The organism is Massilia sp. Bi118, from assembly GCF_918697865.1.
Lineage (GTDB): Bacteria > Pseudomonadota > Gammaproteobacteria > Burkholderiales > Burkholderiaceae_D > Telluria.
Map to the genome: position 1 here is coordinate 1 of NZ_CAKKMV010000008.1, position 26,778 is coordinate 26,778.

The following is a 26,778-nucleotide window of genomic DNA, read 5'->3' on the forward strand; positions in this document are numbered from 1 at the left end:
CTTCGAGCCACCTGTTGTCGACCCCGAGCCTTTTCGAACGTGTCGAAAAAAGGCCCGGACACTACAACCGAGACAGCGACGTAGACTTTAACGAAGAGGTAACGAACTATCTTGGACAGCAGTGCGCGCAGGCGGGAATCCAAGTTGCACGATCAGAGCATACTTTTCCTTGGGTCCCCGCCTCCGCGGGGACGACGTTTCAAGCCGCAGTCCGCCATCCCAGGTCCAGCAAGGCCATCAAACGCTTCGCATCGAACGGCGCCCGCACCTTGATGTCGTTATCGAAGTAGCAGTACACATCCCGGCTTTTTGCTTTCGGCGGCGCCACGTTCGACACCAGCCGCGCATCTTTCGGCTGTTTGCCCTCGCTCCACAAGCGGATCTTCGAAGCCCAGCGCTCCAGCGACTCGTCCTCATACCCGCTGGCATACAGCTCATGCTCGCCATGCAGGCGGATATAGACAAAATCCGCCGTCACGTCTTCCCAGTCCGGCCATTTGCCCGCGGTGTCGGCCACCACCAGCGCCACATTATGCTTGCGCAGCATCGCAATGAAAGCCTCGTCGCGGAAGCTCTCGTGGCGCACCTCCACCGCGTGCCGCAGCGGACGCATGGCGTCGATTTCCAGCAGCGAACGCCCCTCCATCTTGGCGTCGTGGCCGCGCGCGATGGCCAGCGCCTGGCCGGTATCGACCGGCAGCATGGCCAGAAAGCGTTCGGTCTTCTCGGGTTCGAAACGCAGCTGCGGCGGGAACTGCCACAAAATGGGGCCGAGCTTCTCGCGCAGCGCGAACACGCCGGAAGCCAGCACGTTCGCCAGCGGCGTTTCGATGCCGCGCAGCTTGAGCATGTGGGTGATGAAGCGGTTGCCCTTCACGGCGAAGACGAAGCCGGGCGGCGTGGCGGCGTACCAGGCTTCGTAGCTGGACGGCCGCTGCAGCGAATAGAAGGAGCCGTTGATCTCGATGGTGGGCAGTTCGCGCGAGGCGTACTCCAGTTCGCGCGCCTGCACCAGCCCGCGCGGATAGAACACGCCGCGCCACGGTTCGTAACGCCAGCCCGAGATGCCGATGAAGATGTCGCCCATGCCAGCGATGGTAGGGCGGGAAGGGGCTAGGTTTCGGTACGTTGACGAACCGTGATCAATCGGGATTCTTTTTTGCGCAGTTTGCGCTATACTATTACTTGTACAATTTGTTGTACAAGTTTTGCTTGGTGAGAAGGGATACATCGCAATGAGAATCGTCAACTTTTCCGATGCTCGCAACAGTCTTCGGACTGTCATTGACCAAGTAGTTGAAGATGCAGACGTAACCGTCATTTCGCGCCGCGATGCGCCGGATGCCGTTGTTATGTCCTTTGATTACTACAGTAGCCTCATGGAGACTGTGCACTTGTTGAGTTCGCCAGCAAACGCGGCTCACCTTGCAAAGTCACTCGCTCAGGCACGTGGCGGTCAAGCGCAGCATCGGGAGTTAATTGAAACCCCTGAAGCCGAGGAAGCGCAAGATGCGAAACCTGAAGTTCACAGATGAAGCCTGGAACAGCTACATCTATTGGCAGACACAAGATAGAAAAACGCTCAAGCGCATCAACGACCTGATCAAGGATGCACAGAGAAGCCCATTCGAAGGGATCGGCAAACCCGAGGCCTTGAAACATAGCCTGAGTGGCTGCTGGTCACGTCGGATCGACGAGACCAGCCGCCTGGTCTACCAGTTAAACGAAGAAGAGCTGGTGATTATCTCCTGTCGCTACCACTACTAACGGCTGATGGGCACGGCCTTTGCCGGCCGCCGGCGCCACAAACCCACCGCCCCCAGCCCCGCTGCCAGCATCGCCCACGCAGGCGCCTCCGGCACCGGCGACACCGGCGAGGCCGACACCATGCTCAGCACCGTGTTCTCGTTCCACAGCAGGTGGTGTTCGACCGTGTTGTAGGGCGTGATCTGGTAGTCGTAACTCAGCTTGCCCGTCTCGATCAGGTGGCCGCCGCTGTTCCAGCCTTCGGGATCGCCGCCGTATTCGCCGAGGCTGAAGGCCAGGCCCCTGTTCGGCGAGAAGACGAAGCTGTCGGCGCCGCAGTGGTAATAAGCATTGCTGGACGCGGCGCAGGCCACGTAGTCCATGGAGCCGATGGTGAGCGAGCTCAGTTCCCCGATTTCGAGGACGCCGTCGGCGTTCTGGTCGAAGCCGGTGAAGGAACCGGCGATCTGCATGTCGGGCAGGAAGGCGGCGGCTTGCCTGTCGTAGAAGCCGGTATAGGTGAAGGTCCAGTGGGCGGATTGGGCATGCGCGAGCGCACTGCCGAACAACAGGGCGGTGGCGGTGAACAGGTGTTTCATGGTGGACCTCGGAGGAGTGCAGGTGAACGAAATGCTGGGTTCAGCCTACACCTGTCTGTGACGAAAGTCCTGCCTGTTTTTAACATTTGTCGCCGAGCGGCCACAACGCGTGGCCAGCTCGGCCGCTTTCATTTCCCAGCCGAAACGACAGGCAATTCGATCGCGCTTTCCATGCCCGGCGCGTGATAAACCCGCTGGGTGGCCTTGCGGTAGTCGCCCGGCTTCGCGTAGAAGATGTTCGGCACGAAGGTCTGCGGGTTGCGGTCGTAGAGCGGGAACCAGCTGGACTGGATCTGCACCATGATGCGGTGGCCCGGCAGGAAGACGTGATCGACGTTCGGCAGCGCGAAGCGGTAGCGTTCGGCCTTGTTGGCAGGGATCGCGGCCGGCTTGTCGAAGCCCTGGCGGTAGCGGCCGCGCAGGATGTCCATCGCGATTGGCAGCTGGTAGCCGCCCATCTCCGGCTGGGCCGCGACTTCGTCCGGATAGACGTCGATCAGTTTCACGACCCAGTCGCTGTCGGTGCCGCTGGTGGACGCGAACAGGTTGACCATCGGTTCGCCGGCCAGTGCCAGCGGCTGGCTCAGGGGTTCGCTCACATAGGTCAGCACGTCCGGGCGGTCCGAATACGAACGCTGGTCGGTCACCAGCCAGGGCTTCCACACGGTGCCCTCGCTCATGCGCACGGGGCGCGGCACGAAGGGCACCGGTTTTGCCGGATCGGACACGTATTCGTCGAAGGCCGTGGCCTTGCTGTCGGCCCGCATCTCATCCTTGCTGAAGCCGAGACCGAAGCCGGGCTTCAGGTACATCTTCGTCGAACTCGGGACCAGCGGCCACTGCTCCAGCCGGCGCCAGCGGTTCACGCCAGTCTGATAGCTCCACACCGGCGGCGTGTCGAACTTCGGCGCGCCATCTTTTAAATACTGGTTGAAGAAGGGCAGCATGACCTCGCGGCGGAACTGCTGGGCGGTGTCGCCGGTGAATTTCAGCGCGCCCAGCGAGGAGCCCTCGTAGTTCACGCCGCTGTGGCGCCAGGGGCCGACCACCAGCGAATTCATGCGATTGTCCTTGTCCTTCGGCTCCACCGCCGCATAGGTCGCGTAGGCCCCGTAGATGTCTTCCTGGTCCCAGCGGCCGACCACGGTCATGGTCGGCACCGTGAGCGGCTTTTTGGCCAGGATGCGGTCCAGCGCCTGCTCCTGCCAGAAGCTGTCGTAGGCCGGGTGCTCGAAGATCTTCTTCGTGAAGTTCAGCTGGTCGACGCCGTACAGGTGGGCGAAATCGAAGGTCGAGCCGGCGCGCAGGAAAGCGTCGTAGTCGTCGAAGGTGCCGGTGGCGATGCGCTCACCCGCGCCGCGCGCCGAGTTCTGGCCGGCGATGTAATCGAGGTTGGTATTGCGGAAGGCGCCGTTGTGGAACCAGTCGTCGCCGCGCCAGCCGTCGACCATGGGGCTCATCGGCACCGCGGCCTTTAGCGCGGGGTGGGGCTCGACCAGCGCCATCAGCACCGTAAAGCCTTCGTACGAGGAGCCGACCATGCCGACCTTGCCGTTCGATTCCTTGACGTTCTTGACCAGCCAGTCGATGGTGTCGTACGCATCGGTGCTGTGGTCGACCTGGGTATTGTTCAGCGGGCCGCGCACCGGGCGCGTCATCACGTAGTCGCCTTCGGAGCCGTACTTGCCGCGCACGTCCTGGAACACGCGGATGTAGCCGTTGGCGATGAAGGCGTCGTCGCCGTCGCCCAGGATGGAGCTGATGTGCGGGCTCTTCATGCGGCCGGCGCGGCCCGAGGCATTGTAGGGCGTGCGGGTCAGCATGATGGGCGCGTGCGCTACGTCCTTCGGAATCACGATCACGGTATGCAGCTTGACGCCGTCGCGCATCGTGATCATCACTTCCTGCTTCGTGTAATCCGCGTTCGGGACCGTGATGGAGAATTTGTCGGACGGGATGTCGGGCGCCATCGGCGGCGTCTGGGCCATGGCCGCGCCGCCGAGCGCGGCGAGCAGCAGGGGAAGAAGGGACAGGGACGGCAGGCGCGAACGCGACATCGGGTTCTCCAATGGGTGATTAAGTAAGCAACATTGTTAAAAGTTGCATTAAAGCATAACCCAAGCGAAGCCCCGCACGCAATCACGCACGGTTTAATGTTTAGAGGCCCTCAGCTTACTTTGAACACGCTGAAGACTTCGCTGAGGCGCTGCGCCTGCTCGTTCATCGCCGCCGCCGCGGCAGCAGCCTGCTCGACCAAGGCCGCGTTCTGCTGGGTCGCATCGTCCATGCCGGCAATGGCGCGGTTGACCTGGACGATGCCTTCCTGCTGGTGCTCGCTGGCGCCGGCGATCTCGCCGATGATGCCGTTCACGCGGTCGACGCTGGCGACGATCTCCCGCATCGTGTCGCCGGCCTGGCGCACCAGTGCCGAACCGTCGTCGACCTTGCGCACGGAATCGTCGATCAGGCTGCGCACTTCCCTGGCCGCCGCCGCCGAGCGCTGCGCCAGGGCGCGCACTTCGCCGGCGACGACCGCGAAGCCGCGGCCCTGCTCGCCGGCGCGCGCCGCTTCCACCGCCGCGTTCAGGGCCAGGATATTGGTCTGGAAGGCGATGCCGTCGATGACGCCGATGATGTCCGCGATCCGCTGCGCCGAACCGTGGATCGCATCCATGGTGTCGACCACGCGCGCGACCATGGCGCCGCCGCGCTGCGCCACGTCGCTGGCCGAGGAGGCCAGGCTGCTGGCGTGGCGCGCATTGGCGGCGTTCTGCTGCACGGCGCCGGTCAGCTCTTCCATCGTGGCCGCGGTTTCCTGCAGTGCGCCGGCCTGCTGCTCGGTACGGCTCGACAGGTCCTGGTTGCCGCTCGCGATCTGGGTCGAGGCGCTGGCGATGGTGCGGATGCCGGCGTCGACTTCGCCGACGATGCCGGACAGGCTGTCGTTCATTTCGCGCAGGGCGCGCAGCAGCTGGGCCGTCTCGTCCTGGCCTTTGGCCTCGATGACAGTGGTGAGATCGCCGGCGGCCACCGTGTTCGCCAGCGTCACGGCGCGCGCCAGCGGCAGGCGGATGCTGCGCGAGATCAGGTGGCCGGCCAGCATCAGCACGCCCGAGAGCAGGGCGGCGGCCAGCGAGAACTCGATCACGCGCGGCCAGAACACGGCGCCGATGGCATCCAGGTAGACGCCCGAACCCACCACCCAGCCCCAGCCCGGCACCGCTTTCACATACGAGATCTTCGGGACCGGCTTGTCCCTGCCCGGCTTGGGCCACATGTAGGCGATGAAGCCGGCGCCCTGGGTCCTGGCGACGTCGGCGGCCTTGACGAAGAGGTGCACGCCGTCCGGATCGGCGATGCCGCTGACGTCCGTGCCTTCCAGCTTGCTGGAGGTCGGATGCATCAGCATGCGCGGCTGCATGTCGTTGACCCAGAAGTATTCCTGGCCGTCGTAGCGCAGCGCGCGCAGCGCTTCCAGCGCCTCGTGCCTGGCCTGCTCGGCGGGCAGGGCGCCGCTGGCGGCCAGGTGCTCATAGCGGGCGACCACGCCGGCGGCAACCTCCACTGCCTGGCGCACGGCGCGGCCCCGTTCGTCGCCGATCAGCTTGCGCTCGGACACCAGGAAGCCGGCGGCGACGGCAGCGATGCCTAGGCCCGTGATGAGGGTGAGGAGGCCGAGCTTCCTCGCGATGTTCAGGCTGGAGAAACGTTTCATGGGAATGAAATCAGGAAATAACAATTGTCAGTTTTGACGGAAGTTGGCGAGTATACATGCAAGTTGCATCAAATCAATAAATAAATTGTCGAAATTGCTGATGACTACTGGCAAACACGCAACAGTGCTAAGCTAGCGCCATTTCACGCGACCCCGGCCTTACATGATCATCGTCCATCACCTGAACAACTCCCGCTCCCAGCGCATCCTGTGGCTGCTGGAGGAACTCGGCCTGGCCTACGAGATCAAAAAATACCAGCGCGACCCGAAGACGATGCTGGCGCCGCCGGAATTGCGCGCGGTGCACCCGCTCGGCAAATCGCCGGTGATCCAGGACGGAGATACCATCGTGGCCGAATCCGGCGCCATCATCGAGTATCTGGTCGGGCGCTATGGCGAGGGCCGCCTGGCTCCCGCCGCCGGCACGCCCGAGCGCCTGCGCTACACCTATTTCCTGCACTACGCCGAAGGCTCGGCCATGCCGCCGCTGTTATTGAAACTGGTGTTCGACCGCGTCGAGAGCACGCCCGCGCCCTTCTTCGTGCGGCCGATCGCGCGCGCCATTGCCAGAAAGGTCAAGGACAGCTTCGTGCTGCCGCAGATCCGCCAGCACCTGGCCTTCCTCGAGGGCGAACTGGCGCAGCGCGCATGGTTTGCGGGCGATGCATTCTCGGCGGCCGACATCCAGCTCAGCTTCCCGCTGGAGGCGGCCGCGGCGCGCGGCGGGCTGGACGCGCAGTATCCGAAGCTGAGCGCCTTCCTCGAACGCATCCACGCGCGCCCGGCCTACCAGCGCGCGCTCGACCGGGGCGGCAAGTACGATTTCGTAAAGTAAGAGCAAAGAGCATGGCGAAACTGCTGGCCATCGACGGCCTGAACATCGTCCGCCGGGTGTACGAGGCGAGTCCCGAGCCGGACTCCGACCTGAAGGCGAGCATCGCCCTGCGCCACGCCTTCTCGTCCTTCCGCAACGTGCTGGAGGCGCATGCGCCGACCCATGTGCTGGCGGCCTTCGACTACGGCGGCGAGACCTGGCGCCACGCGCTGTATCCGCGCTATCGCGAAGGGCGGGCGCCCATGCCCTCGGATCTGCGCAAGGCGCTGCCCGAATTCCACGAGCGCCTGCGCGAGGCCGGCCTGCACGTGCTGATGATTCCCGAGGTCGAGGCCGACGACGTGATCGCCACCGGCGTGATGCGCTGGCTGTCGGAAGGACGCGGCGATGCCGTCGTCGCCACCACCGACAAGGACCTGCACGCGCTGATCGCGCACGGCGCCCTGGTGTGGGACCACTTCAAGGGCGAGTGGCACGACGATGCCTGGGTGCGGAATAAATTCGGCGTCGCGCCGGAGCGCCTGCACGACCTGCTGGCGCTGATGGGCGACGCGACCGACGGCGTGCCGGGCGTGTCGAAGATCGGCATGAAGACGGCGGCGCGCCTGCTGAATGCCTACGGTAGCCTGGAAGCCGTGATGGCCGGCGCCGGCATCCTCAAGACGCCGCTGGGCGAGCGCCTGCGCGCCGAGCGCGAAATCCTCGAGGTCTCGCGCAAGCTGGTCGAGCTGAAGACCGACGTGAAGCTCGGGGTGAGCTGGAACATGCTCGCCTACGACAGCTTCTGACTACAAGGAACGAACGATGCTGAAGGCAGTGATTGTCGACTCGAACGCGATTTCGCGCGGCCTGCTCAACACGGTGCTGATGGACGCCGGCTACGACGTCGTGGGGCAGACCCATACCAGCCATTCCGGCTTCCTGCTGGCGCAGAAGCACCATCCGCACATCTTCTGCATCGCGCGCGAGCAGGTCGAGGACGGCAACGACGTGGTCGAACAGCTGCGCGCCCAGCTGCCGAAGACCATGATCTTCATGGTGTCCGGCACGCTGGATGCGCCGGCGGTGCAGGCGGCGCTGGCGCGCGGGGTGCAGGGCTTCATCGTGAAGCCCTTCAAGGCGGATGCGGTACTGAAGACGATCCGCAATACGGTGCTGGCGATCGTCAAGCAGCACCGCGGCGGCTGAATGATCAGGCGCTGCGCGCGGCGGTCAGCAGGCCCATCTCGTCGGAGCTGAGCAGCTTGTCGATGTCGAGCAGGATCAGCATGCGGTCGCCCACGGTGCCCAGGCCCTGCAGGTATTCGGCGGCGACACTGGCGCCCAGGTCCGGCGCGGCCTTGATCTGGTCCGGGGTCAGGGTAACCACGTCCGACACGCTGTCGACCACCACGCCAATGGTGTGGCCATTGATGTTCAGGACGATCACCACGGTGAAGGCGTCATAGGTCGGATTGCCGACGCCGAACTTGATGCGCATGTCCACGATCGGCACGATGATGCCGCGCAGGTTGACCACGCCCTTCAGGTAATCCGGCGCGCTCGCGATGCGGGTGACGTTGTCGTAGCCGCGGATTTCCTGGACCTTGAGAATGCTGAGCGCGTATTCTTCGCCGCCCAGACGGAACGACAGCACTTCTGTCGTGTTGTTGACGATACCTTCAGCCATGGCTACTCCCTGTGTTCTTCAATTATTTTGCCGTTCGGCAACTTTGGTGAAGATTACGGCATTTCGGCGGGGAGTTCGATGGAGAAATGGCAAGCGTGGGCACATTTCTTGAAATTTTGGGGGGAGGATGCAACAGTTGAGGCCTTACCGCCGTCATCCCCGCGAAAGCGGGAATGACGTGCAAAACGTTGCGGGTTACGCGTCAGCGTTCAAACTGCGCTGGCCGAATCGATGATGCCGCCACCCAAACAAACATCCCCGTCATACAACACCGCCGACTGCCCCGGCGTCACCGCCCACTGCGCCTCGTCGAAGCGCAGGCTGAAACGGTCCAGCCCTTCCGGCGCCACGCTGCAGGCCACATCGGCCTGGCGGTAGCGGGTCTTGGCCGACAGCGCACGCGGCGCAGGCGGCTCGCCGGCGATCCAGCTTGCCTGGCCCGCGCCCAGTTCCGCGGACAGCAGCCACGGGTGGTCGTGGCCCTGCACGATGTACAGGGTGTTGCTGGCGATATCCTTGCGCGCGACGAACCACGGCTCGCTGGTGCCGTCCGCGTTCTTGTGCGACTTCAGGCCGCCGATGCCGATGCCTTTTCGCTGACCCAGCGTGTAGAAGGACAGGCCGACGTGCTCGCCGACCGTCTGGCCGTTATCCAGCTTGATCGGACCCGGCTTGTGCTGCAGGTAGCGGCCCAGGAATTCGCGGAAGGGGCGCTCGCCGATGAAGCAGATCCCGGTCGAGTCCTTCTTGGCGGCGTTCGGCAGCTGCAGCTTTTCGGCGATCTTGCGGACCTCGTTCTTGGGGATCTCGCCCAGCGGGAACAGGGCTTTCGAGAGCTGCGCCTGGTTCAGGCGGTGCAGAAAGTAGCTCTGGTCCTTGGTCGAATCGAAGGCCTTCAGCAGTTCGAACTTGCCGGTCCCCAGGTTCTCGCGCACGCGCGCATAGTGGCCGGTCGCGATCAGGTCGGCGCCCAGCTTCATGGCGTGGTCGAGGAAGGCCTTGAACTTGATCTCGGCGTTGCACAGCACGTCCGGGTTCGGCGTGCGGCCGGCCTGGTACTCGCGCAGGAATTCCGCGAACACGCGGTCCTTGTATTCGGCGGCGAAGTTGACGGCCTCGATGTCCACGCCGACCACGTCGGCCACGCTGGCCGCGTCGATCCAGTCCTGGCGCGTGGAGCAGTATTCGGAATCGTCGTCGTCTTCCCAGTTCTTCATGAACAGGCCGACGACTTCATAGCCTTGTTCCTTCAGCATCCAGGCCGCGACCGAGGAGTCGACGCCGCCCGACATCCCGATCACGACTTTTTTCTTGCTCATTGTGTTCAGCTTACGTTCGGTTGGGTTGGCAGCCCGCCATGGAAGACGGACTCATCTGTGTAGATCAGGTCCAGCGAGGTGCGCTTGCCGGCCAGGTAGTCGTCCACGCATTTCAGCACGGTCGGGCTGCGGTGGCGCTCCTGGCAGGCCGCGAGTTCGTCGCGGGTCATCCACAGGGTGCGCAGGATGCCATCGTCGAGCGGCCGGTCGTATTGCTTGCCCGGCTTGCCGCAGAAGGTGAAGCGCAGGTAAGTTACGTCGGCGCCGCGCGACTTCGAGTGGTAGCGCGAGATGTACATGCCGACCAGCGCTTCGGGGATGAACTCGTGCGCGGTTTCTTCCATGGCTTCGCGAATGACCGCCTGTTCGAGCGATTCGAATGGATCGAGGTGGCCAGCCGGCTGATTCAACCGGATGCCGTCGCTGGTTTCCTCTTCGATCAGCAGGAAGCGGCCGTCATCGCGCTGGATGATGGCGGCGACGGTCACCGATGGTCTGAAGGTATGGGTCATGCGCGTCCTTGAAAATGTGCCGACATTCTACCTTGATGAAAAGGTCGTTGCTTGCACGCACGCTGCATTGCAACAGTTCCAGCCGGGGTTTTCGCTTGATTTGATACAAAAAACAGTGGGATATGCCTAGGTCAGTAACACGTTGAGCAGGAAAATTGCCGATCTGTTTACGAAATACCACTGATCGGTATTGACAACAGCTCTTGTCCACTTTGGCATGCTAGATTGTAGACAGTTTATCAATTTAATGGGGGCATCATGAAGATTGGTGTACCGGCCGAATCGCGGCCGGGCGAAACACGCGTCGCCGCAACGCCCGAAACCGTCAAGAAGCTGGCCGCCCAGCACGAGGTGCTCGTGCAGTCAGGCGCCGGCCTGCATGCCTCCGTGCCTGATGACGCCTACGCCGCTGCCGGCGCCCGCATCGTCACTGCCCAGGAAGCGTTTCAGGCGGAGCTGGTGCTGAAGGTGCGCGCCCCGAATGCCGACGAACGCTACCTGATGCAGCCCGGCGCCGCCCTGGTCGGCATGCTGAACCCCTTCGATACCGAAAACCTGGCCGCGATGGCCGACAAGCGCCTCACCGCCTTTGCCCTCGAAGCCGCGCCGCGCATCACGCGCGCGCAGTCGATGGACGTGCTGTCCTCGCAGGCGAACATCGCCGGCTACAAGGCGGTCATGATGGCCGCCAACGCCTACCAGCGCTTCATGCCGATGCTGATGACGGCCGCCGGCACCGTGAAGGCGGCGCGCGTGCTGATCATGGGCGTCGGCGTGGCCGGCCTGCAGGCGATCGCCACCGCCAAGCGCCTGGGCGCCGTGATCGAGGCGTCCGACGTGCGCCCGCCGGTCAAGGAGCAGGTCGAGTCGCTGGGCGCCAAGTTCATCGACGTGCCCTTCATTACCGACGAAGAAAAGGAGATCGCGCAAGGCGTGGGCGGTTATGCGCGCCCGATGCCGGCCGATTGGATGCGCCGCCAGGCCGAACTGGTGCACGAGCGCGCCAGGCTGGCCGACATCGTCATCACCACCGCGCTGATCCCCGGCCGCAAGGCGCCGGTCCTGATCCTTGAGGACACGGTGCGCGCCATGAAACCCGGCTCCGTCATCGTCGACATGGCGATCGAGCAGGGCGGCAACTGCCCGCTGACGGAACTGGGTAAAACCGTGGTCAAGCACGGCGTCACCCTGATCGGCGAGCCGAACCTGCCGGCCCTGGTGGCGGCCGACGCCTCGGCCCTTTACGCGCGCAACGTGCTCGATTTCCTGAAACTCATCGTCGACAAGGAGGGCAAGCTGGCCTTCGACCGCGAGGACGAGATCGTGAAGGCGGTGATGGTGTGCGCCGACGGCGAAGTGCTGCGCAAATAACACTCATCGTCGTTCCCGCGAAGGCGGGAACCCAAGTTCAGCTAGCGTTACGCGAACGGACTTGGATCCCCGCCTGCGCGGGGATGACGGTAACTGGAATTCGGAAGGAGAAACAATATGGAAATCAGCCACACAATCATCAACCTGATCATCTTCGTGCTGGCGATCTACGTCGGCTACCACGTGGTGTGGACCGTCACGCCGGCCCTGCACACGCCGCTGATGGCAGTGACCAATGCGGTGTCGGCCATCATCATCGTCGGCGCCATGCTGGCGGCCGGCCTGACCGAGGGCGTGACCGGCCAGGTGGCGGGCACGCTGGCCGTGGCGCTGGCTGCCGTCAACGTGTTCGGCGGCTTCCTGGTCACCCAGCGCATGCTGGAGATGTTCAAGAAGAAGGAGCCGAAAGCTTCCCGCGAAGCGAAGTCCGCGCCCGCCGCGCGTGAAAAGGAGACGGCATGAATTTCGTCAGCATGAATGTGGTGACGCTGCTCTACCTGGTGGCGTCGGTATGCTTCATCCAGGCGCTGAAGGGCCTGTCCTCGCCCTCGACGGCGCGCATGGGCAATGTGTTCGGCATGAGCGGGATGGCGATTGCGGTCGTCACCACGATCGCCTTGATGTTCAAATTAAAAGAGCAGATCCAGACCGGCGGCATGGGCTTCGGCCTGGTGCTGCTGGGCGTGGTCGTGGGTGGCGCGATCGGCACCGTTGCCGCGCGCAAGGTCGAGATGACCAAGATGCCGGAGCTGGTGGCGGCCATGCACTCGCTCATCGGCCTGGCCGCGGTCTGCATCGCGATTGCCGCCGTGTCCGAGCCCTGGGCCTTCAACATCGCCGCCCGCGATGCCGCGCTCCCCTTCGGCAACCGCCTGGAACTGTTCATCGGTACTTTCGTGGGCGCCGTGACCTTCTCCGGTTCCGTGATCGCCTTTGGCAAGCTGGCGGGCAAATATAAATTCCGCCTGTTCCAGGGCGCGCCGGTGCGCTATCCGGGCCAGCACCTGATCAACCTGCTGGTGGCGATCGCCATCATCGCGCTGGGCCTGGTGTTCTGCTTCTCGGATGGCGTGGCGCCGGCCTGGACGCCGTATATCGTGATGGCCGTGCTGTCCTTCGTGCTGGGTGTACTCATCATCATCCCGATCGGCGGCGCCGACATGCCGGTGGTGGTGTCGATGCTGAACTCCTATTCGGGATGGGCGGCGGCCGGCATCGGCTTCTCGCTGAATAACTCGATGCTGATCATCGCCGGTTCGCTGGTGGGCTCGAGTGGCGCGATCCTGTCGTACATCATGTGCAAGGCGATGAACCGCTCCTTTTTCAATGTGATCCTGGGCGGTTTCGGCGGCGAGGCAACGAGTACCGACGCCGGCGGCGCCAAGGAGCAGCGCCCAGTCAAATCCGGCTCGCCGGAGGACGCCGCCTTCATCCTGCAGAACGCCGAATCGGTGATCATCGTGCCGGGCTACGGCCTGGCGGTGGCGCGCGCCCAGCACACGGTCAAGGAACTGGTCGACAAGCTGACGGAACATGGCGTGACGGTGCGCTACGCGATCCACCCGGTGGCGGGACGCATGCCCGGCCACATGAACGTGCTGCTGGCCGAGGCCGAGGTGCCCTACGACCAGGTGGCGGAAATGGAGGACATCAACGGCGAGTTCGGCCAGACCGACGTGGTGCTGGTGCTGGGCGCGAACGACGTGGTGAACCCGGCGGCCAAGGACCCGAAATCGCCGATCGCCGGCATGCCCATCCTGGAGGCCTATAAAGCCAAGAGCATCATCGTCAACAAGCGCTCGATGGCGTCCGGCTATGCGGGCCTGGACAACGACCTGTTCTATCAGCCGAACACGATGATGGTGTTTGGCGATGCGAAGAAGGTGATCGAATCGATGGTGAAAGCAGTGGAATGAAACAGCAGGCGGGCACGGCCGACTGTGCCGCGCCCGCCACACATTTGCGTATCGTCCACGGCTGAATTTGCGAAGTTGATATAGTGGATCGGTTGTCTACATCCTTCGTGGAGGCAGCCATGCAAAAAATCAACTATCTCAACGTTGGTTGCGGCAAGAAGTTCCACCCGGCGTGGACCAACGTCGACATGGCCTCGAGCAGTCCGCACGTCGAGGTCCATAACCTGCTGCACGGGTTTCCGTATCCCGACAACCAGTTCGACGTCGTCTACCATTCCCAGGTGCTGGAACACGTCCCCAAGGACAAGGCGCCCGGCTTCGTGCGCGAATGCCTTCGGGTCCTGAAACCCGGCGGCGTGCTGCGCGTGGTGGTGCCCGACCTGGAAAACATCGCCATCGAATACCTGCGTCACCTGAAGGAAAACCTCGAGCATCCGAGTGCGGTGTCAAGCGCCAATTACGACTGGATCCTGCTCGAGCTGTTCGACCAGACGGTGCGCAACCGGCCGGAAGGCGAGATGGGCGATTTCCTGAAGCAGCCGCGCCTGCCCAACGAGGACTACATCGTCGAGCGCATCGGGCACGTCGGGCGCAGCATCATCGCCCGCGGGCGCAGCCAGGCCGACGGCAGCGCCGCCGCGCAGCCCACCCCCATGATGGCGAAGCTGAAAAAGGTCACGCCCAAACGGCTCGCCAGCCACCTGCGCGTCAAGCTGCGCGACAAGCTGGGCAGCGAGGCCCTGCGTATCGGCGCCTTCCGGCTGAGCGGGGAAATCCACATGTGGATGTACGACCGCTACTCGCTGGGCCGGCTGCTGGAGCAGGCCGGCTTCACCAACGTGCGGCGGGTGGATGCGCACAGCAGTGCGATTCCGGACTGGCAGGCCTATGAGCTGGATGTGAAGGATGGATCGGTGATCGATCCGACCTCATTGTTCATGGAAGCGAGCAAGCCGGGGTAGGGTAGGGTGGGCACACCGTGCCCACGCAGCGAATCAGCGGCGGCCGAACATCATCAATTCCGCCAGCAGCATCCGCGCCGGCTTCACGGTATCCAGCGCCGCCAGCGCCAGCCCGAACAGCGGCTGCAGCGGGCCCTTGTCCGCGAACACGCGCGCCATCGTGTCGGTGGCGCGGATCACCATGCCGCGGTCGCCTTCGCGTTCGCTCGCAAAGCGGTCGATGGCGGCCGGCGTCATCTCGCGCGCCAGCAGTCTCGCCAGCACGGCCGCATCACGCAAGCCCAGGTTCAGGCCCTGGCCCGCCACCGGGTGCAGGGTCTGGGCCGCGTTCCCGATCGCCACCGTGCGGCTGCTTGCGCGCGGGTCCGCGTTCAGGCCGAGCGGGAAGGCGAGGCGCGGCGACACTTTCGTAAAATGTCCCAGGCGCTCGCCGAAGGCTTCGCCCAGTTCGTGCAGGAAGGCGTCCTCGCCCAGGTCCAGCAGGTGCTGGGCGCGCTCGGGCTGCACGCACCACACCAGCGCGTACTGGTGTCCGTCGGCGCCATCCTGCGGCAGCAGGGCCAGCGGGCCTTCGTCCGTAAAACGCTCGAAGGCACGGTGCGCGAGCGGGCTGCTTGCGGAGACGCGGGCAATCACGGCGGTCTGGCCGTAGTCGCGCGTGGTGGTCTTGTCTGCCTGTTCGCCGAACACGCCGCCTTCGGCCTGCACGGCGACTTGCGCGTGCACGCTGCGGCCGTCGTCGAGCTGCAGCTGCACGCTGTCGGCGCGTTCGACGATGTCCGTCACGCGCAGCGGGCGCAGCACCTGCACGCCGGCGCGCTCGCAGGCGCGGGCGAGGGCGTCGACCACGTCGCCATAGCGCGCCACATAGCCCAGCGCTTCCAGGTCGTGTTCGTCGCGGTCCATCATGCTGCGGCCCAGGTGGCCGCGGCGCGAGACGTGGATCTGGTGGATGGCGGTGGCCGACGATCCAATACCGGGCCACGCCTTGACCTCTTCCAGCAGCAGGCGGCTGCCCCAGGCCAGCGCGATCGAGCGCGGATCGGAGATGGCCTGGCCCAGCGACTTGCCGTCGATGAGGACGATGCGCTTGCCCTCGACGCCGCGCCGCGCCAGCAAGGCGGCCAGCGCCATGCCCACCGGGCCAGCGCCGCAGATGGCGACGTCGGCTTCCAGCGTTTCTTCAGTCTTCGGCACCTCGCTCATACACCCTTTCCAACCAATGCTTCGATCTCTTCCACGGTCTTCGGCGCGCTGGACGTCAGGATGCGATAACCGTCTTCAGTCACGACCACGTCGTCCTCGATGCGGATGCCGATGTGCCAGTATTCTTCCGGCACCCCTTCCGCCGGGCGCACGTAGATGCCCGGTTCGACCGTCAGCACCATGCCCGGCTGCAGTGCGCGCGAAGGTTTGTCAGGCTGCGTCAGGTCGCGGTAGGCGCCGACGTCGTGCACGTCCATGCCCAGCCAGTGGCCGGTGCCGTGCATGTAGAAGCCTACATGGGCTTTGCCGGCGATGGCGTCCTCCACATCGGCATACTGGCCGGCCGGGATCAGGCCCAGGTCCAGCATCCCCTGCACCAGCACGCGCAGGGCCGCTTCGTGGAAGGCGCTGTAGGGGCGTCCGGGTTGAATCGCCGCGAAGGCCGCTTCCTGGGCCGCCAGCACCAGTTCATACAGCCTGCGCTGGGCCGGCGTGAAGCGGCCGTTGACCGGGAAGGTGCGGGTGATGTCGGAGGCGTAGCCATCGAGCTCGCAGCCGGCGTCGATCAGCACCAGGTCGCCGTCCTGCATGACGCGGTCGTTGACGTTGTAGTGCAGGACGCAGGCGTTCGGGCCGGAAGCGACGATGGGCGTGTAGGCCGGGAACTGCGCGCCATTGCGGCGGAATTCGTAGAGCAGCTCCGCTTCCAGCGCGTATTCGTGCAGGCCGGGACGGGCGGCGCGCATGGCGCGGGCGTGGGCATTGCCCGAGATCTCGCCGGCGCGCAGCATGGTCGCCTGCTCATCGGCGTCCTTGATGAGGCGCATCTCGTCCAGCAGCGGCAGCAGGTCGTGGAAGGCGGCGGGCGCCGTCACGCCGCTGCGCGAGCGGGCGCGCACGGCCTTGATCCAGCCCTGTACCCGGGCATCCAGCGAGGCGCTGGAGGCGGTGGCGTAGTACAGCGCGGGCGCGCCGGCCAGCAAATCGGGCAGGCGGGTATCGAGTTCAGAGATCGGCCAGGCTTCGTCCACGCCGAAGGCTGTGCGCGCGGCTTCGGGGCCGTAGCGGTAGCCGTCCCAGATCTCGCGTTCGAGATTCTTCTCGCGGCAGAACAGGACCGAACGCGCCGGCCGCTCGCCGTTGGCGGCGCATAAAACCAGCACGCTCTCGGGCTCCGTGTAGCCGCTCAGGTAATAAAAATAGCTGTCGTGCCGGTAGGGATAGTCGCTGTCGCCGTTGCGCGGGGCTTCCGGCGCGGTGGGCAGCACGGCCACCGCGCCCGGCAGCATCTGCGCGGCCAGGCGCGCACGGCGTGCTGCAAAGTTGGTCATGGTGTTGTCCTGGCTTTGGCGGCGTAAGGGGCGTTGAGTTCTTCCAGCTGGCGCACGGTGCCGACGTTGACCCACTCGCCGTCGTAGATTTCGCCGCCGACCCGGCCCTCATCGATGAACTTGCGCATGAGTGGGCCGAATTTCAGGAACTCGCCGGCCTTGATGCCGTCGAACATTTCAGGACGGTAGACGCCGATGCCCGCGAAATTCCACTTCGGCGAACCTTCGTTCGTCAGCGTGTACATGGTCAGGCCAAAGTCGCCTTCCGGGTTGTGCCAGGGGTTGGGCGTCAAATACAGCCAGGCGATGTCGCGCTTGTCGGCGGGGATCGGCCGGCCGACGGCGTCATTGTCCGGCAGCGCGTCCAGCACCTGCTCGAAGTCGAAGTAAGGCGCGTAGATGTCGCCGGACACCGCCAGGAAGGGTTCGTCGCCCAGCAGGTGCAGGGCGTTGGCGATGCCGCCGGCGGTTTCCAGCGGGGTCGGCTCGTGCGAGTAGACGATGCGCGCGCCGTAGCGGCTGCCGTCGCCCAGCTCCGCCTCGATCATGTGGCCGAGGTGGGAGTGGTTGATGACGATGTCCCTGATGCCGGCGCGGACCAGGTTCATCACGTGGTAGGTGATGAGCGGACGGCCGCGCACCTTGAGCAGGGGCTTGGGGCAGGCGTCCGTCAGCGGACGCATACGTTCGCCGCGGCCGGCGGCGAAGATCATGGCTTTCATGCGTTCGGTCCGGGAATCAGAAGGTGTAACCGACCGAAGGCGCCTTGTCCTCGAAGGCATCGAGAAGGCGCAGCAGCGGTTTGAGTTCGGTGTAGCGGTTGGCGGTCTTACGCACGTAGTCCATCACGGTCGGCAGGTCGCCCAGGTAGTTCGGCTTGCCGTCGCGGTAGTTCAGGCGGCAGAAGATGCCGAGGATCTTCAGGTGGCGCTGCAGGGCCATGTATTCGAAGTCGCGGTAGAAGGCGTCGATGTCCGGGTTGACCGGCAGGCCCATCTGCTTGGCGCTTTGCCAGTAGCGCACCACCCAGTCGAGCACGAATTCCTCGTCCCACTGGATGTAGGCGTCGCGCATCAGCGAACCCAGGTCGTAGGTGATGGGGCCGTACACGGCGTCCTGGAAGTCCAGCACGCCCGGGTTGCCCTGGTCGAGGAACATCAGGTTGCGGGAGTGGAAATCGCGGTGCATGAACACCTGCTGCTGGGCCAGCACGTTGGCGCAGATGGCTTCGAACACCTTGTCCAGCTGGGCCTGCTGCTTTTCGTCCATCGTGACGCCCAGGTGGCGGCCGATGAACCATTCCGGGAACAGGTTCAGTTCGCGCAGCACGAAGGCGCGGTCGAACTCGGGCAGCACGCCGGGCTGGCTGGAGAGCTGGAACTTGATCAGGGCGTCGACGGCATCCGAGTACATGAAGGAAGCGTTGTCGGCGTTCAGGCGCTGCAGGTAGGTGGTGGTGCCGAGGTCGGACAGCAGCAGGAAGCCGTCCTCGACCTTGCGGGCGACGATGGCCGGCACGGTGACGCCGGCGTCGAACAGCAGGCCGTCCACGTGGATGTAGGCCGGCACGTTTTCGCGCTCCGGCGGGGCGTCCATGGCGACCAGGGTGTCGCCCAGCCTGGCGCGTAGCGCCGGCACAACATCGAGCCGGAAGTAGCGGCGGAAGCTGGCATCGGCGGAGGCCGGGCGCATGCTCCCGACCTCGACCAGGTCGAGACTGCCCAGCCATGCGGTCAGCTGGGCCAGGCGGGCATCCTTGTCGATGGGGGCGGGAGTTTGTTGAGACAGAGAAGACATGAAGCGTCCCGGTGAATCCGGTTGAGGTAAGGAATTCCCATATAATAAGGGATTCAATCCAAAAAATCGCCCTCTATGGTGCAACGCGATCTTTCATGAGCTGGATTTCGGCCCTTCCTTTCCCGCCGCGGCGCGCCGCTGCCTTCTCCGCCCTCGTCGCCGTGGCCGCGGGGCCGTTGTATGCGCAGACCGCGCCCGCCGGCTCGCGCGCGGACGACCAGGACCAGCCCACGACCATGAGCGCCGAGGAGTTCACCGGCCGCCCGGACCGTGAGCTGAACATGTTCCGCAAGGTGGAAGTCACGCGCGGCGCCACCGGTATCACCGCCGACACCGCCTGCTACCGCCAGGTCGAAGACGAAGTCACGGCCCAGGGCCACATCACGATGTGGCGCTTCGGCGACCGCTACAAGGGCGACGCCCTGCAGCTGAACCTGGAAACCGGCAAGGGCTGGGTGCTGAATCCGGCCTACCATTTGCAGATGAATAACGGCCAGGGCAAGGCCAAGCGCATCGATTTCCTGGGCGAGAACCAGGCCCTGGTACTGGACGGCACCTACAGCACCTGCGAAGGCCCGGATCCGGACTGGTACCTGAAATCCAGCACCCTGAACCTGGACAGCGGGCGCGACGTCGGCACCGCCGGCAAGACCATCATCTATTTCAAGGACGTGCCCATCCTCGGCACCCCGGCCTTGTCCTTCTCGCTGTCCGGCGCGCGCCGCTCGGGCTGGCTGCCGCCTTCGATCGGCACCGGTTCCAAGGGCGCGGCCGAAGTCATGGTGCCGTACTACGTCAACATCGCGCCGAACCGCGACCTGACCCTGTACCCGCGCTATATCTTCAACCGCGGCCTGCAGATGGGCGCCACCGGCCGCTACCTCGGCGAGACCTCGCGCGGCCCCTACAGCGGCGAGACCCACCTCGAGCTGCTGCCGAACGACCGTGTGGCCAAGCGCGACCGCTGGTGGGTGGACACCCTGCACAGCCAGGTGCTGGCGCCGGGCTGGAGCTTCGGCTGGAACGCGCACGCGGCCTCCGACAACGAATACCCGTCCGACTTCTCGCGCACGGTGGCGGCCAGCGCCGAGCGCCAGCTGCTGCGCGAGCTGCGCACCGACTATTCCGGCCATTACTGGAGCCTGAACGCACGCGTCCAGAGCTACCAGGTGCTGCAGGACCCGGCCTCGCAGGACCCGAACAACCCGAACGCGGCCCTGCTCACGGTGGCGCGTCCCTACGACCGCCTGCCGCAGATTAACTTCCACGCCGGCCGCTACGACGTGCTGGGCGGTTTCGACTGGGCGGTGGACGCCGAGCTGGTGCGCTTCTCGCACCCGACCGAGACCTTCGTGCAGGGTAACCGCGCCAACCTGGTGGGCCAGGTCAGCTATCCCGTGGTGCGCCCGGGCTGGTTCATCACGCCCAAGGCGATCCTGCATGCGACCCAGTACGACCTCGACAACAACATCGATCCGGCGACGAACCTGCAGCGCAACAAGATCTCGCGCGTGCTGCCGACCGTGTCCCTGGACAGCGGCCTGATCTTCGAGCGCCAGAGCTCGCTGTTCGGCGGGAATTCGACCCAGACCCTGGAGCCGCGCCTGTTCTACGTGCGCACGCCGTACAAGGACCAGGGCGCGATCCCGAACTTCGACACCGCGGTGGCGGGCTTCAACTACGCCCAGCTGTTCACGGAAAACCGCTTCGTCGGCGCCGACCGGGTGTCGGACGCCAACCAGCTGACGGCGGCCGTGGTTTCGCGCTTCATCGAGTCCAACGGCGCCGAGCGCCTGCGCCTGGTGGTCGGCAACCGCTATTATTTCAGCGATCCGAACGTGCGCCTGAACAGCGCCGAAACGCTGAACGTGACACGTTCCGACGCGCTGCTGGCTGCCTCCGGCCGCATTTCCGAGACCTGGGCCTTCGACAGCGGCGTACAATACGACGCGCAGAGCCGCAGCCTGTACAGCATGAACTACGGGGTGCAGTGGAATCCTGCGCCGATGAAGGTGCTGAATCTCGAGTACCGTTACCAGCGCGACGCCCTCGGCTTTGCCAGCGGTTTCCGGAATGCCGACGTGTCGGGCCAGTGGCCGCTGTCGCGGCGCTGGTATGGGGTGGCGCGCGCCAGCTATTCGGTGCGCGACCGCAAGCTGCTCGAGGGCCTCGTGGGCCTCGAGTACAAGGCGGACTGCTGGATTTTCCGGCTGGGCGCGCAGCGCTTCGTGACCGCGCTGCAGACCACCTCGACGCCGATCTTCTTCCAGCTCGAGCTGAATGGTCTGTCGCGCCTGGGCTTCGGCAACCCGCTGGAAACCTTTAACAAGAGCATCCCGGGCTACACCCGGCTGAACACCAACGTCGGCCGCCCTTGAGCGGTCTGGCCATGGACAACTAGAAACCCTGAAATGAGTGCTTCCCTGAATATGCGTACTACCCGTTTGCATCAAGTCAAGCTGGCCGCAGTGCTCCTGTGCGCCATCGCAGCCGGCGACGTCCTGGCCCAGGCCACCACGGCGCCCGCCGCTCCTGCCGCGGCGAAGCCGTCCACCGGTTTCCTGCCGCCGGCATCCAGCAACGCCAAGGTCATCGACTCCGTCTACGTCATCGTCAACGACGAGGTCATCACCAAGCGCGAAGTCGACAACCGCGTCAACGAGATCACGCAGCGCCTGAAAGCGCAGAACGCCCAGCTGCCCGACGCGGACGACCTGCGCCGCCAGGTGGTCGAAGCCATGATCACCGAGCGCGCCCAGCTCCAGCTCGGCAAGGAATACGGCATCCGCGTCTCCGACATCGAACTCGACCGCGCCATCGGCCGCATCGCCGAATCGCAGAAGATGAGCGTGCAGGACATGCGCAACCAGATGGAAAAAGAGGGCATGACCTTCGCCCAGTTCCGCGAGCAGATCCGCAACGAGATCATCATGCAGCGCCTGATCGACCACGAAGTCGATGCCAAGATCCAGGTCTCGGACGCCGAGATCGACACCTACCTGGCCGCCGAGAAAGCCGCCGCGGCCGACCGCGTCGAAGTCGACCTGTCGCAGATCCTGGTGCGCATCCCGGAAAACGCCTCGCCCGAGCAGATCGCGGCGCGCAAGGCGCGTGCCGACGAGGTCGCGCGCCAGCTGCGCACCGGCGCCGATTTCGCCAAGATGGCCGCCACCTATTCCGATTCGCCGGACGCCCTGCAGGGCGGCGCGGTGGGCTGGCGCGACCCGAACCGCCTGCCGGTTACCTTCGCCAGCGAGCTGGTGAAGCTGAAGCCGGGCCAGGTGACGCCGGTACTGCGCACCAACGTCGGCTTCCACATCCTGAAGGTCAACAACGTGCGCAAGCCGGAAGCCGCGCAGGAAGCCGCAGCCGGCGCCGCCGTGACGCAGACCCACGCCCGCCACATCCTGCTGAAAGTGACCCCGACCCAGACCGAAGCGGACGCCCGCAAGAAGCTGCTCGACCTGAAGGCGAAGATCGAGGGCAAGCAGGCGACGTTCGAAGACCTGGCGCGCCAGAATTCGCAGGACAGCCTGGCCTCGAAGGGCGGCGACCTGGGCTGGGTCGAACCTGGCGATGTCCCTGACGAACTGGCGGCCGCGATCAATGGCCTGCAGCCGGGCCAGGTTTCGGACCCGATCAAGACCCCGTTCGGCCTGCACATCGTGCAAGTGGTCGAGCGCAAGACCCAGGACACCTCGAAGGACAAGGAACGCGCGATGGCGCGCCAGGTGCTGACCGAGCGCAAGCGCCAGGAAGCGATGGAAGACTGGGCCCGCCAGACCCGCGACCGCGCCTACGTCGAGTTCCGCGAGGACAAGTAAGCAATGAATCATCCGGGCCCACGTCCCACGCTGGCGGTCACGGTCGGTGAGCCGGCCGGGATCGGCCCGGAGATTGCGATCCGCGCCGCCTGGGCCTTGCGCGAGCAGGCCAGGTGCGTGCTGGTCGGCGACGCCGCCTTCCTCTCGCTGACGGCCAGCCTGATCGACCCGGCTATCCGCCTGTCGGGGCTCTCCACCATGGCGCTGCGCCACAGCGGGCTGCCGCACTTCGGCCCTGCCACCATTCCCGTGATCGACGTGCCGCTCGAAGCCCACGTGACGCCGGGCCGGCTCGACGCCGCCAACGGCCGCGCGGTGCTGGCCACGCTCGACCTGGCGATCGAAGGCTGCCAGGCCGGCTGGTTCGACGCCATCGTCACCGCACCGCTGCAGAAGAGCACGATCAACGATGCCGGCATCGCGTTTTCCGGCCACACGGAATACCTGGCCGAGAAGACCGGTACGAACAAGGTGGTGATGATGCTGGCCGGCTCATTACAAGCTGAACCTTCGGGACCGGATCGGCCGTATTTACGGGTGGCGCTGGCCACCACCCATCTACCTTTGAAAGACGTGCCGGCCGCGCTCACGCGCGAGACCCTGGACCAGGTGCTGGACATCCTGCACGCCGACCTGCGCGGCAAGTTCGGGATCAAGGCGCCGCGCATCCTGGTGACCGGCCTGAATCCGCACGCCGGCGAGAACGGCTACCTGGGGCGTGAAGAGATCGACGTCATCACGCCGGCACTGGAAGCGGCGCAGGCGCGCGGCATCGACGCCCGTGGCCCGTATCCGGCCGACACCCTGTTCCAGCCCAAGTACCTGCAGGACGCCGACGCCGTGCTGGCGATGTACCACGACCAGGGCCTGCCCGTGCTCAAGCACGCCACCTTCGGGCGCGGCGTCAACATCACGCTGGGCCTGCCCCTGATCCGCACCTCGGTCGACCACGGCACCGCGCTGGACCTGGCGGCCCAGAGACTTGGCCTGGCCGATTGCGGCAGCATGGAAGAGGCGATCCGCGTCGCCCTGTCCATGGTCCGCGCCCGAGCAACAACCTAAGAAGAATTCATGAAACACGTAGCCCGCAAGCGCTTCGGCCAGAACTTCCTGACCGACGCCCACGTCCTCAGCGACATCATCGACGCCATCGGCCCGCGCCGCGGCGAAACCATGGTCGAAATCGGCCCCGGCCTGGCGGCGATGACCGCGCTGCTGCTCAAGGAACTCGACCACATGCACGTGGTCGAACTGGATCGCGACCTGGTGGCGCGCCTGGAAAAGGCCTATCCGCGCGAGCGCCTGACGGTGCACTCCGGCGACGCCCTGAAATTCGATTTCGGTTCGATTCCGGTCCCGGAAGGGAAGAAGCTGCGCGTGGTCGGCAACCTGCCGTACAACATCTCGAGCCCGCTGCTGTTCCACCTGGCGGACTTCACCCACCTGGTCGAGGACCAGCACTTCATGCTGCAGAAGGAAGTGGTCGAGCGCATGGTGGCCGAGCCGGGCACCAAGGCCTACAGCCGCCTGTCCGTGATGCTGCAATGGCGCTACGACATGGCGATGATGTTCGTGGTGCCGCCCACCGCCTTCGATCCGCCGCCGCAGGTCGATTCGGCGATCGTGCGCATGGTGCCGACCAGGCGCCAGCTGCCGGCCGACGCCGCCACGCTGGAAGCGGTAGTGGCCAAGGCCTTCTCGCAGCGCCGCAAGGTCATCAAGAATTGCGTGGCGGGGATGTTCACCGAGGCCCAGCTGGTCGAGGCCGGCATCGATCCGGGCGCCCGCCCGGAAGCGGTGGGCCTGGAGCAGTACGTGGCGCTGGCCAACCTGCTCAAACCAGCATAACGTCGTCCCCGCGCAGGCGGGGACCCAAGTTCCCTACAACTTCCCTTCCCAGTAACGGCGCGCGCCCTCGAAAGCCCGCGCCCCAGCCTTCCTCCCCAGCTCCTCCCCGGCCGAGCCGGCGAGCTCGAAGCGTGTATCGCCCCGCTTTTCACACTTGAACCGTCGGATCACCTCGCTCGTTGCCGCGCCAAGGCTGCCCTGGATGGCCAGGGTCCCGGCCTCGGCCAGCGCGTTGGCGAGCGCGAAGAACAGGCGCACGTCCTGGTCGTCGCTGTAACCGTCGTGTTCGGACAGCAGGTGGGCCGGCAGGAACCAGCGTCCCGGCGCCGGCTCGATCACCGGGGGCATAGCCTGTGGCGACGCCAGGCCCGCATTGCCGACCAGCCCGCCCGGCCGGCCCGCGCCCTCGTGCCGGCAGAAGGCGCGCATGGCGGCTGCCTGGCCGCGGCCGATGCCGGCCGGGCTCAACGGCCCGCCGCCCGCCGCCGGGTCCAGGCCCAGGCTGGCCATCCTGGCGTCGAAGGCCGCCTGCTGCGCCGGGAACAGGTCGCCGAGAACACGCCAGGCCGCGTGGCTCATGGCCGCCGCACGGCTGTCCGCGCGCCGTTCGGCGGCCGGGAGCCGCACTGCGACCCCGTGCGCGGTCTGGCGCGCCGTGTCGTCATAGGCGGCCCAGGCGTTGTACATGCAGGTGTGCAAGGCCGCCAGCGTGCGCGCCGCCGGCGCCGGCCCAGGTTGCGCCTTGCGGACCGCCTGCAAGGCCAGCCGGTTCCAGCCGAGCACGGTGCCGGCCATGCCGGCGGCTGCATCCGCACCTTCGGATTCAAGTTTTAGAAAGTTCTCCCGCCTCATTTCGCCTCCGCATTTGTGCCGCCGTCGAGTATGGCGAGCACGGGCGTGCTGGCTGTTGATCGTTCTCGGTTTTTGGCGATCCATGACGCGTTTTTTGCAGTTCGTCGCAGTGCGCTGGAAGGCAAGGGCGCGGGCGCCTACAGTGACACCATCGAAAGACAAAACGCAACGCCTTCACCCCGAGGAGAACCGAAATGAACGTCATGAAAAACATGGAAGCGATCTTCCTGGCAGCCGCCTTCCTGACCGGTGTCACCAGCGTCGCCAGCGCCGCCAGCGAGAGCGCACGCGTGCGCCAGGAAGCCCAGCTGTCGGTCCAGGGGCAGAAGATGGCAGTGGTGGTGGTGACGGCGAAGCGCCTGACCGCCGCCGAGAAGGCAGCGCTGTAATTCCTGCGCCTGCACAAGGCGAAAAAAAAGCCCGCTGTTGAGGCGGGCTTAAATCCAATTCTTTTCTGAGGAGAGTTGGAGGAGACAGGAAGCAGTATGCTGCGTTACAGCATATGCGTCCAATTTTCGTTTCAAATATTTGATATAAGCAACGAAGATATCTCCATCGAAACTACTGCTTTCCTGCTCAGGCGTTCTTGACGCAGGTAACCTTGACTTCCTTGTTGCCGCCTTTTGCTTCCAGCGCGTCGTTCATGACGCCGGTACCGTTGGCAACGCTGCAGGTGTAGCCGGTTGGCTGGGTCAGCACGGTCACGCCGAAGCTGGTGCCATAGGGAACCGGCGACAGGGCAAACGCCAGCGGCGTGGTCGTGGTGGCAGTGCTGGTCAGGGTGATCTGGCTGTTGCTGCCGTTGATCAGCGTGACGCTGGCGGTGGACGATTCCAGGCCCGTGACCGTGCCGCTCAGTTCGTACGACAGGATCGCGCAGGTGTAGAACACTTCGATCGCCGGCGTACGCGCCGATTCGAGCGAAGCGGTCTGGCCTGCGGTGCCGTATTCGCGCGGGTAGCCATTGGTCTGGCAGTTCTGGTGCGCCGGCTGCGAGCCGCCGCCGCTGGCGGTGCCGCCCTTCGGGATCACGTTATAGTAGGTGCCGTAGTCGAGACCGTTGGGGAAGCTCAGGACGACGCTGTCGCCGGCCTTGGCGGGCGGGCTCACGGCCAGTTCCTGGCCATTGGTGGTCAGGATCAGGCCCGGATACTGCACGCCGGCGACCGTCACCTTGACTGGATAGGTCTCCTTGCCGCCGCCGCCGCAGGACGCCAGGACCAGGGAGGAAGCCAGGACCAGGGCCGGGCGCACGAGGTGGAACTTCATACTTTAC

At 65.2% G+C, this 26,778-nt stretch carries 27 protein-coding genes; 14 read left to right on the forward strand and 13 right to left on the reverse strand.

Annotated elements, in window-relative coordinates:
• Nucleotides 1-199: 199 nt before the first annotated feature.
• Nucleotides 200-1,087 carry a DUF72 domain-containing protein gene (locus LQV39_RS13090; RefSeq protein ID WP_230026185.1) on the reverse strand — a complete coding sequence of 296 codons (888 nt, stop codon included), beginning with the start codon at nucleotides 1,085-1,087 and terminating at the stop codon, nucleotides 200-202.
• 148 nt (nucleotides 1,088-1,235) lie between these two features.
• On the opposite strand from LQV39_RS13090, the gene LQV39_RS13095 reads away from it, so the two are divergent.
• Together LQV39_RS13095 and LQV39_RS13100 are read left to right on the forward strand one after the other, a co-directional pair.
• A complete protein-coding gene (locus LQV39_RS13095) occupies nucleotides 1,236-1,535 on the forward strand; it encodes a type II toxin-antitoxin system Phd/YefM family antitoxin (protein WP_230026187.1) in 300 nt (99 codons plus the stop codon).
• A complete protein-coding gene (locus tag LQV39_RS13100; protein WP_230026190.1) occupies nucleotides 1,510-1,767 on the forward strand; it encodes a Txe/YoeB family addiction module toxin in 258 nt (85 codons plus the stop codon). The genes LQV39_RS13095 and LQV39_RS13100 overlap by 26 nt, the downstream gene beginning before the upstream one ends.
• On the opposite strand, the gene LQV39_RS13105 is transcribed toward LQV39_RS13100, so the two are convergent.
• The 3 genes from LQV39_RS13105 to LQV39_RS26405 all read right to left on the reverse strand — a co-directional run bounded on the left by LQV39_RS13105 (nucleotide 1,764) and on the right by LQV39_RS26405 (nucleotide 6,060).
• Complete coding sequence (locus LQV39_RS13105; RefSeq protein WP_230026192.1) at nucleotides 1,764-2,345, reverse strand: hypothetical protein; 582 nt, start codon at nucleotides 2,343-2,345, stop codon at nucleotides 1,764-1,766. The two genes, LQV39_RS13100 and LQV39_RS13105, sit on opposite strands and share 4 nt — an antisense overlap.
• A gap of 128 nt (nucleotides 2,346-2,473) precedes the next feature.
• On the reverse strand, nucleotides 2,474-4,402 hold the full coding sequence (locus LQV39_RS13110; RefSeq protein ID WP_230026194.1) for a CocE/NonD family hydrolase: 1,929 nt from the start codon (nucleotides 4,400-4,402) through the stop codon (nucleotides 2,474-2,476).
• A gap of 110 nt (nucleotides 4,403-4,512) precedes the next feature.
• Nucleotides 4,513-6,060: a methyl-accepting chemotaxis protein gene (locus LQV39_RS26405; RefSeq protein ID WP_290368586.1), complete on the reverse strand. Its 1,548-nt coding sequence runs from the start codon at nucleotides 6,058-6,060 to the stop codon at nucleotides 4,513-4,515.
• 163 nt (nucleotides 6,061-6,223) lie between these two features.
• Here LQV39_RS26405 and LQV39_RS13125 point away from each other — a divergent pair, with 163 nt between their 5' ends.
• Genes LQV39_RS13125 through LQV39_RS13135 form a run of 3 tightly spaced genes read left to right on the forward strand, consistent with a single transcriptional unit; the run spans nucleotide 6,224 to nucleotide 8,083 of the window.
• A complete protein-coding gene (locus tag LQV39_RS13125; protein WP_230026196.1) occupies nucleotides 6,224-6,895 on the forward strand; it encodes a glutathione S-transferase family protein in 672 nt (223 codons plus the stop codon).
• Between the two features lie 11 nt (nucleotides 6,896-6,906).
• Entirely contained in the window at nucleotides 6,907-7,683 is a 777-nt protein-coding gene (locus tag LQV39_RS13130) for a 5'-3' exonuclease H3TH domain-containing protein (RefSeq protein ID WP_230026198.1), read from the forward strand.
• 16 nt (nucleotides 7,684-7,699) lie between these two features.
• Nucleotides 7,700-8,083 (forward strand): ANTAR domain-containing response regulator, encoded by a 384-nt coding sequence (locus tag LQV39_RS13135; RefSeq protein WP_230026201.1) that lies wholly within the window; start codon nucleotides 7,700-7,702, stop codon nucleotides 8,081-8,083.
• Between the two features lie 4 nt (nucleotides 8,084-8,087).
• On the opposite strand, the gene LQV39_RS13140 is transcribed toward LQV39_RS13135, so the two are convergent.
• From LQV39_RS13140 to LQV39_RS13150, 3 genes are all read right to left on the reverse strand, one after another.
• A complete protein-coding gene (locus LQV39_RS13140) occupies nucleotides 8,088-8,564 on the reverse strand; it encodes a chemotaxis protein CheW (RefSeq protein WP_230026203.1) in 477 nt (158 codons plus the stop codon).
• Between the two features lie 209 nt (nucleotides 8,565-8,773).
• On the reverse strand, nucleotides 8,774-9,883 hold the full coding sequence (gene mnmA / locus LQV39_RS13145) for a tRNA 2-thiouridine(34) synthase MnmA (RefSeq protein ID WP_230026205.1): 1,110 nt from the start codon (nucleotides 9,881-9,883) through the stop codon (nucleotides 8,774-8,776).
• Between the two features lie 5 nt (nucleotides 9,884-9,888).
• A complete protein-coding gene (locus tag LQV39_RS13150) occupies nucleotides 9,889-10,395 on the reverse strand; it encodes an NUDIX hydrolase (protein ID WP_230026208.1) in 507 nt (168 codons plus the stop codon).
• Between the two features lie 258 nt (nucleotides 10,396-10,653).
• Between LQV39_RS13150 and LQV39_RS13155 the strand changes: the two genes are divergently transcribed.
• The 4 genes from LQV39_RS13155 (at nucleotide 10,654) to LQV39_RS13170 (ending at nucleotide 14,644) form a co-directional block, all read left to right on the forward strand.
• A complete protein-coding gene (locus LQV39_RS13155; protein ID WP_230026210.1) occupies nucleotides 10,654-11,766 on the forward strand; it encodes a Re/Si-specific NAD(P)(+) transhydrogenase subunit alpha in 1,113 nt (370 codons plus the stop codon).
• Between the two features lie 117 nt (nucleotides 11,767-11,883).
• Nucleotides 11,884-12,228 (forward strand): NAD(P) transhydrogenase subunit alpha, encoded by a 345-nt coding sequence (locus LQV39_RS13160; protein WP_230026212.1) that lies wholly within the window; start codon nucleotides 11,884-11,886, stop codon nucleotides 12,226-12,228.
• Entirely contained in the window at nucleotides 12,225-13,682 is a 1,458-nt protein-coding gene (locus tag LQV39_RS13165; protein ID WP_230026214.1) for an NAD(P)(+) transhydrogenase (Re/Si-specific) subunit beta, read from the forward strand. Before LQV39_RS13160 ends, LQV39_RS13165 begins: the two co-directional genes overlap by 4 nt.
• 119 nt (nucleotides 13,683-13,801) lie before the next feature.
• A complete protein-coding gene (locus LQV39_RS13170; protein WP_230026216.1) occupies nucleotides 13,802-14,644 on the forward strand; it encodes a methyltransferase domain-containing protein in 843 nt (280 codons plus the stop codon).
• Between the two features lie 33 nt (nucleotides 14,645-14,677).
• Here the strand turns inward: LQV39_RS13170 and LQV39_RS13175 are convergent, their stop codons facing one another.
• The 4 genes from LQV39_RS13175 to LQV39_RS13190 are packed head-to-tail and all read right to left on the reverse strand — an operon-like array spanning nucleotide 14,678 to nucleotide 18,978.
• A complete protein-coding gene (locus LQV39_RS13175; RefSeq protein ID WP_230026218.1) occupies nucleotides 14,678-15,850 on the reverse strand; it encodes a UbiH/UbiF/VisC/COQ6 family ubiquinone biosynthesis hydroxylase in 1,173 nt (390 codons plus the stop codon).
• Nucleotides 15,847-17,181: a Xaa-Pro aminopeptidase gene (pepP, locus tag LQV39_RS13180; RefSeq protein WP_230026220.1), complete on the reverse strand. Its 1,335-nt coding sequence runs from the start codon at nucleotides 17,179-17,181 to the stop codon at nucleotides 15,847-15,849. The genes LQV39_RS13175 and pepP overlap by 4 nt, the downstream gene beginning before the upstream one ends.
• Nucleotides 17,178-17,903 carry an N-acetylmuramate alpha-1-phosphate uridylyltransferase MurU gene (gene murU, locus LQV39_RS13185; RefSeq protein ID WP_230026222.1) on the reverse strand — a complete coding sequence of 242 codons (726 nt, stop codon included), beginning with the start codon at nucleotides 17,901-17,903 and terminating at the stop codon, nucleotides 17,178-17,180. The genes pepP and murU overlap by 4 nt, the downstream gene beginning before the upstream one ends.
• Nucleotides 17,904-17,919: 16 nt before the next feature.
• Nucleotides 17,920-18,978: an aminoglycoside phosphotransferase family protein gene (locus LQV39_RS13190; protein WP_230026225.1), complete on the reverse strand. Its 1,059-nt coding sequence runs from the start codon at nucleotides 18,976-18,978 to the stop codon at nucleotides 17,920-17,922.
• A 95-nt stretch (nucleotides 18,979-19,073) separates the two neighbouring features.
• Between LQV39_RS13190 and LQV39_RS13195 the strand changes: the two genes are divergently transcribed.
• From LQV39_RS13195 to rsmA, 4 genes are read left to right on the forward strand one after another with little or no spacing between them, the layout of a single operon-like run.
• Nucleotides 19,074-21,356 (forward strand): LPS-assembly protein LptD, encoded by a 2,283-nt coding sequence (locus tag LQV39_RS13195; RefSeq protein WP_230026227.1) that lies wholly within the window; start codon nucleotides 19,074-19,076, stop codon nucleotides 21,354-21,356.
• Between the two features lie 33 nt (nucleotides 21,357-21,389).
• Nucleotides 21,390-22,802: a peptidylprolyl isomerase gene (locus tag LQV39_RS13200; RefSeq protein ID WP_230026229.1), complete on the forward strand. Its 1,413-nt coding sequence runs from the start codon at nucleotides 21,390-21,392 to the stop codon at nucleotides 22,800-22,802.
• A 3-nt stretch (nucleotides 22,803-22,805) separates the two neighbouring features.
• A complete protein-coding gene (pdxA, locus tag LQV39_RS13205) occupies nucleotides 22,806-23,864 on the forward strand; it encodes a 4-hydroxythreonine-4-phosphate dehydrogenase PdxA (RefSeq protein ID WP_230026231.1) in 1,059 nt (352 codons plus the stop codon).
• Between the two features lie 9 nt (nucleotides 23,865-23,873).
• The gene (gene rsmA, locus LQV39_RS13210) at nucleotides 23,874-24,650 is read left to right on the forward strand and encodes a 16S rRNA (adenine(1518)-N(6)/adenine(1519)-N(6))-dimethyltransferase RsmA (RefSeq protein ID WP_230026233.1); all 777 of its coding nucleotides are present in this window, start codon (nucleotides 23,874-23,876) and stop codon (nucleotides 24,648-24,650) included.
• A 33-nt stretch (nucleotides 24,651-24,683) separates the two neighbouring features.
• On the opposite strand, the gene LQV39_RS13215 is transcribed toward rsmA, so the two are convergent.
• Nucleotides 24,684-25,502, reverse strand: a complete 819-nt coding sequence (locus LQV39_RS13215) for a DUF6851 domain-containing protein (protein WP_230026235.1) — start codon at nucleotides 25,500-25,502, stop codon at nucleotides 24,684-24,686.
• 194 nt (nucleotides 25,503-25,696) lie between these two features.
• On the opposite strand from LQV39_RS13215, the gene LQV39_RS13220 reads away from it, so the two are divergent.
• Entirely contained in the window at nucleotides 25,697-25,891 is a 195-nt protein-coding gene (locus LQV39_RS13220; RefSeq protein WP_230026237.1) for a hypothetical protein, read from the forward strand.
• 187 nt (nucleotides 25,892-26,078) lie between these two features.
• Here LQV39_RS13220 and LQV39_RS13225 read toward each other — a convergent pair whose 3' ends face one another.
• Complete coding sequence (locus tag LQV39_RS13225; RefSeq protein WP_230026239.1) at nucleotides 26,079-26,771, reverse strand: hypothetical protein; 693 nt, start codon at nucleotides 26,769-26,771, stop codon at nucleotides 26,079-26,081.
• Nucleotides 26,772-26,778: the final 7 nt, after the last annotated feature.

Excerpts from the sequence above, each read along its gene's own strand:
- LQV39_RS13170 (WP_230026216.1), top strand. The coding sequence starts at position 13,802 with ATGCAAAAAATCAACTATCTCAACGTTGGTTGCGGCAAGAAGTTCCAC.
- LQV39_RS13130 (WP_230026198.1), top strand. The coding sequence starts at position 6,907 with ATGGCGAAACTGCTGGCCATCGACGGCCTGAACATCGTCCGCCGGGTG.
- mnmA (WP_230026205.1), bottom strand. The coding sequence starts at position 9,883 with ATGAGCAAGAAAAAAGTCGTGATCGGGATGTCGGGCGGCGTCGACTCC.
- LQV39_RS13155 (WP_230026210.1), top strand. The coding sequence starts at position 10,654 with ATGAAGATTGGTGTACCGGCCGAATCGCGGCCGGGCGAAACACGCGTC.
- LQV39_RS13220 (WP_230026237.1), top strand. The coding sequence starts at position 25,697 with ATGAACGTCATGAAAAACATGGAAGCGATCTTCCTGGCAGCCGCCTTC.
- LQV39_RS13225 (WP_230026239.1), bottom strand. The coding sequence starts at position 26,771 with ATGAAGTTCCACCTCGTGCGCCCGGCCCTGGTCCTGGCTTCCTCCCTG.
- LQV39_RS13195 (WP_230026227.1), top strand. The coding sequence starts at position 19,074 with ATGAGCTGGATTTCGGCCCTTCCTTTCCCGCCGCGGCGCGCCGCTGCC.
- LQV39_RS13125 (WP_230026196.1), top strand. The coding sequence starts at position 6,224 with ATGATCATCGTCCATCACCTGAACAACTCCCGCTCCCAGCGCATCCTG.
- LQV39_RS13135 (WP_230026201.1), top strand. The coding sequence starts at position 7,700 with ATGCTGAAGGCAGTGATTGTCGACTCGAACGCGATTTCGCGCGGCCTG.
- pepP (WP_230026220.1), bottom strand. The coding sequence starts at position 17,181 with ATGACCAACTTTGCAGCACGCCGTGCGCGCCTGGCCGCGCAGATGCTG.
- LQV39_RS13200 (WP_230026229.1), top strand. The coding sequence starts at position 21,390 with ATGAGTGCTTCCCTGAATATGCGTACTACCCGTTTGCATCAAGTCAAG.
- LQV39_RS13105 (WP_230026192.1), bottom strand. The coding sequence starts at position 2,345 with ATGAAACACCTGTTCACCGCCACCGCCCTGTTGTTCGGCAGTGCGCTC.
- LQV39_RS13110 (WP_230026194.1), bottom strand. The coding sequence starts at position 4,402 with ATGTCGCGTTCGCGCCTGCCGTCCCTGTCCCTTCTTCCCCTGCTGCTC.
- LQV39_RS26405 (WP_290368586.1), bottom strand. The coding sequence starts at position 6,060 with ATGAAACGTTTCTCCAGCCTGAACATCGCGAGGAAGCTCGGCCTCCTC.
- LQV39_RS13150 (WP_230026208.1), bottom strand. The coding sequence starts at position 10,395 with ATGACCCATACCTTCAGACCATCGGTGACCGTCGCCGCCATCATCCAG.
- LQV39_RS13095 (WP_230026187.1), top strand. The coding sequence starts at position 1,236 with ATGAGAATCGTCAACTTTTCCGATGCTCGCAACAGTCTTCGGACTGTC.
- rsmA (WP_230026233.1), top strand. The coding sequence starts at position 23,874 with ATGAAACACGTAGCCCGCAAGCGCTTCGGCCAGAACTTCCTGACCGAC.
- LQV39_RS13140 (WP_230026203.1), bottom strand. The coding sequence starts at position 8,564 with ATGGCTGAAGGTATCGTCAACAACACGACAGAAGTGCTGTCGTTCCGT.
- LQV39_RS13100 (WP_230026190.1), top strand. The coding sequence starts at position 1,510 with ATGCGAAACCTGAAGTTCACAGATGAAGCCTGGAACAGCTACATCTAT.
- LQV39_RS13175 (WP_230026218.1), bottom strand. The coding sequence starts at position 15,850 with ATGAGCGAGGTGCCGAAGACTGAAGAAACGCTGGAAGCCGACGTCGCC.
- murU (WP_230026222.1), bottom strand. The coding sequence starts at position 17,903 with ATGAAAGCCATGATCTTCGCCGCCGGCCGCGGCGAACGTATGCGTCCG.
- LQV39_RS13165 (WP_230026214.1), top strand. The coding sequence starts at position 12,225 with ATGAATTTCGTCAGCATGAATGTGGTGACGCTGCTCTACCTGGTGGCG.
- LQV39_RS13215 (WP_230026235.1), bottom strand. The coding sequence starts at position 25,502 with ATGAGGCGGGAGAACTTTCTAAAACTTGAATCCGAAGGTGCGGATGCA.
- LQV39_RS13160 (WP_230026212.1), top strand. The coding sequence starts at position 11,884 with ATGGAAATCAGCCACACAATCATCAACCTGATCATCTTCGTGCTGGCG.
- LQV39_RS13190 (WP_230026225.1), bottom strand. The coding sequence starts at position 18,978 with ATGTCTTCTCTGTCTCAACAAACTCCCGCCCCCATCGACAAGGATGCC.
- pdxA (WP_230026231.1), top strand. The coding sequence starts at position 22,806 with ATGAATCATCCGGGCCCACGTCCCACGCTGGCGGTCACGGTCGGTGAG.
- LQV39_RS13090 (WP_230026185.1), bottom strand. The coding sequence starts at position 1,087 with ATGGGCGACATCTTCATCGGCATCTCGGGCTGGCGTTACGAACCGTGG.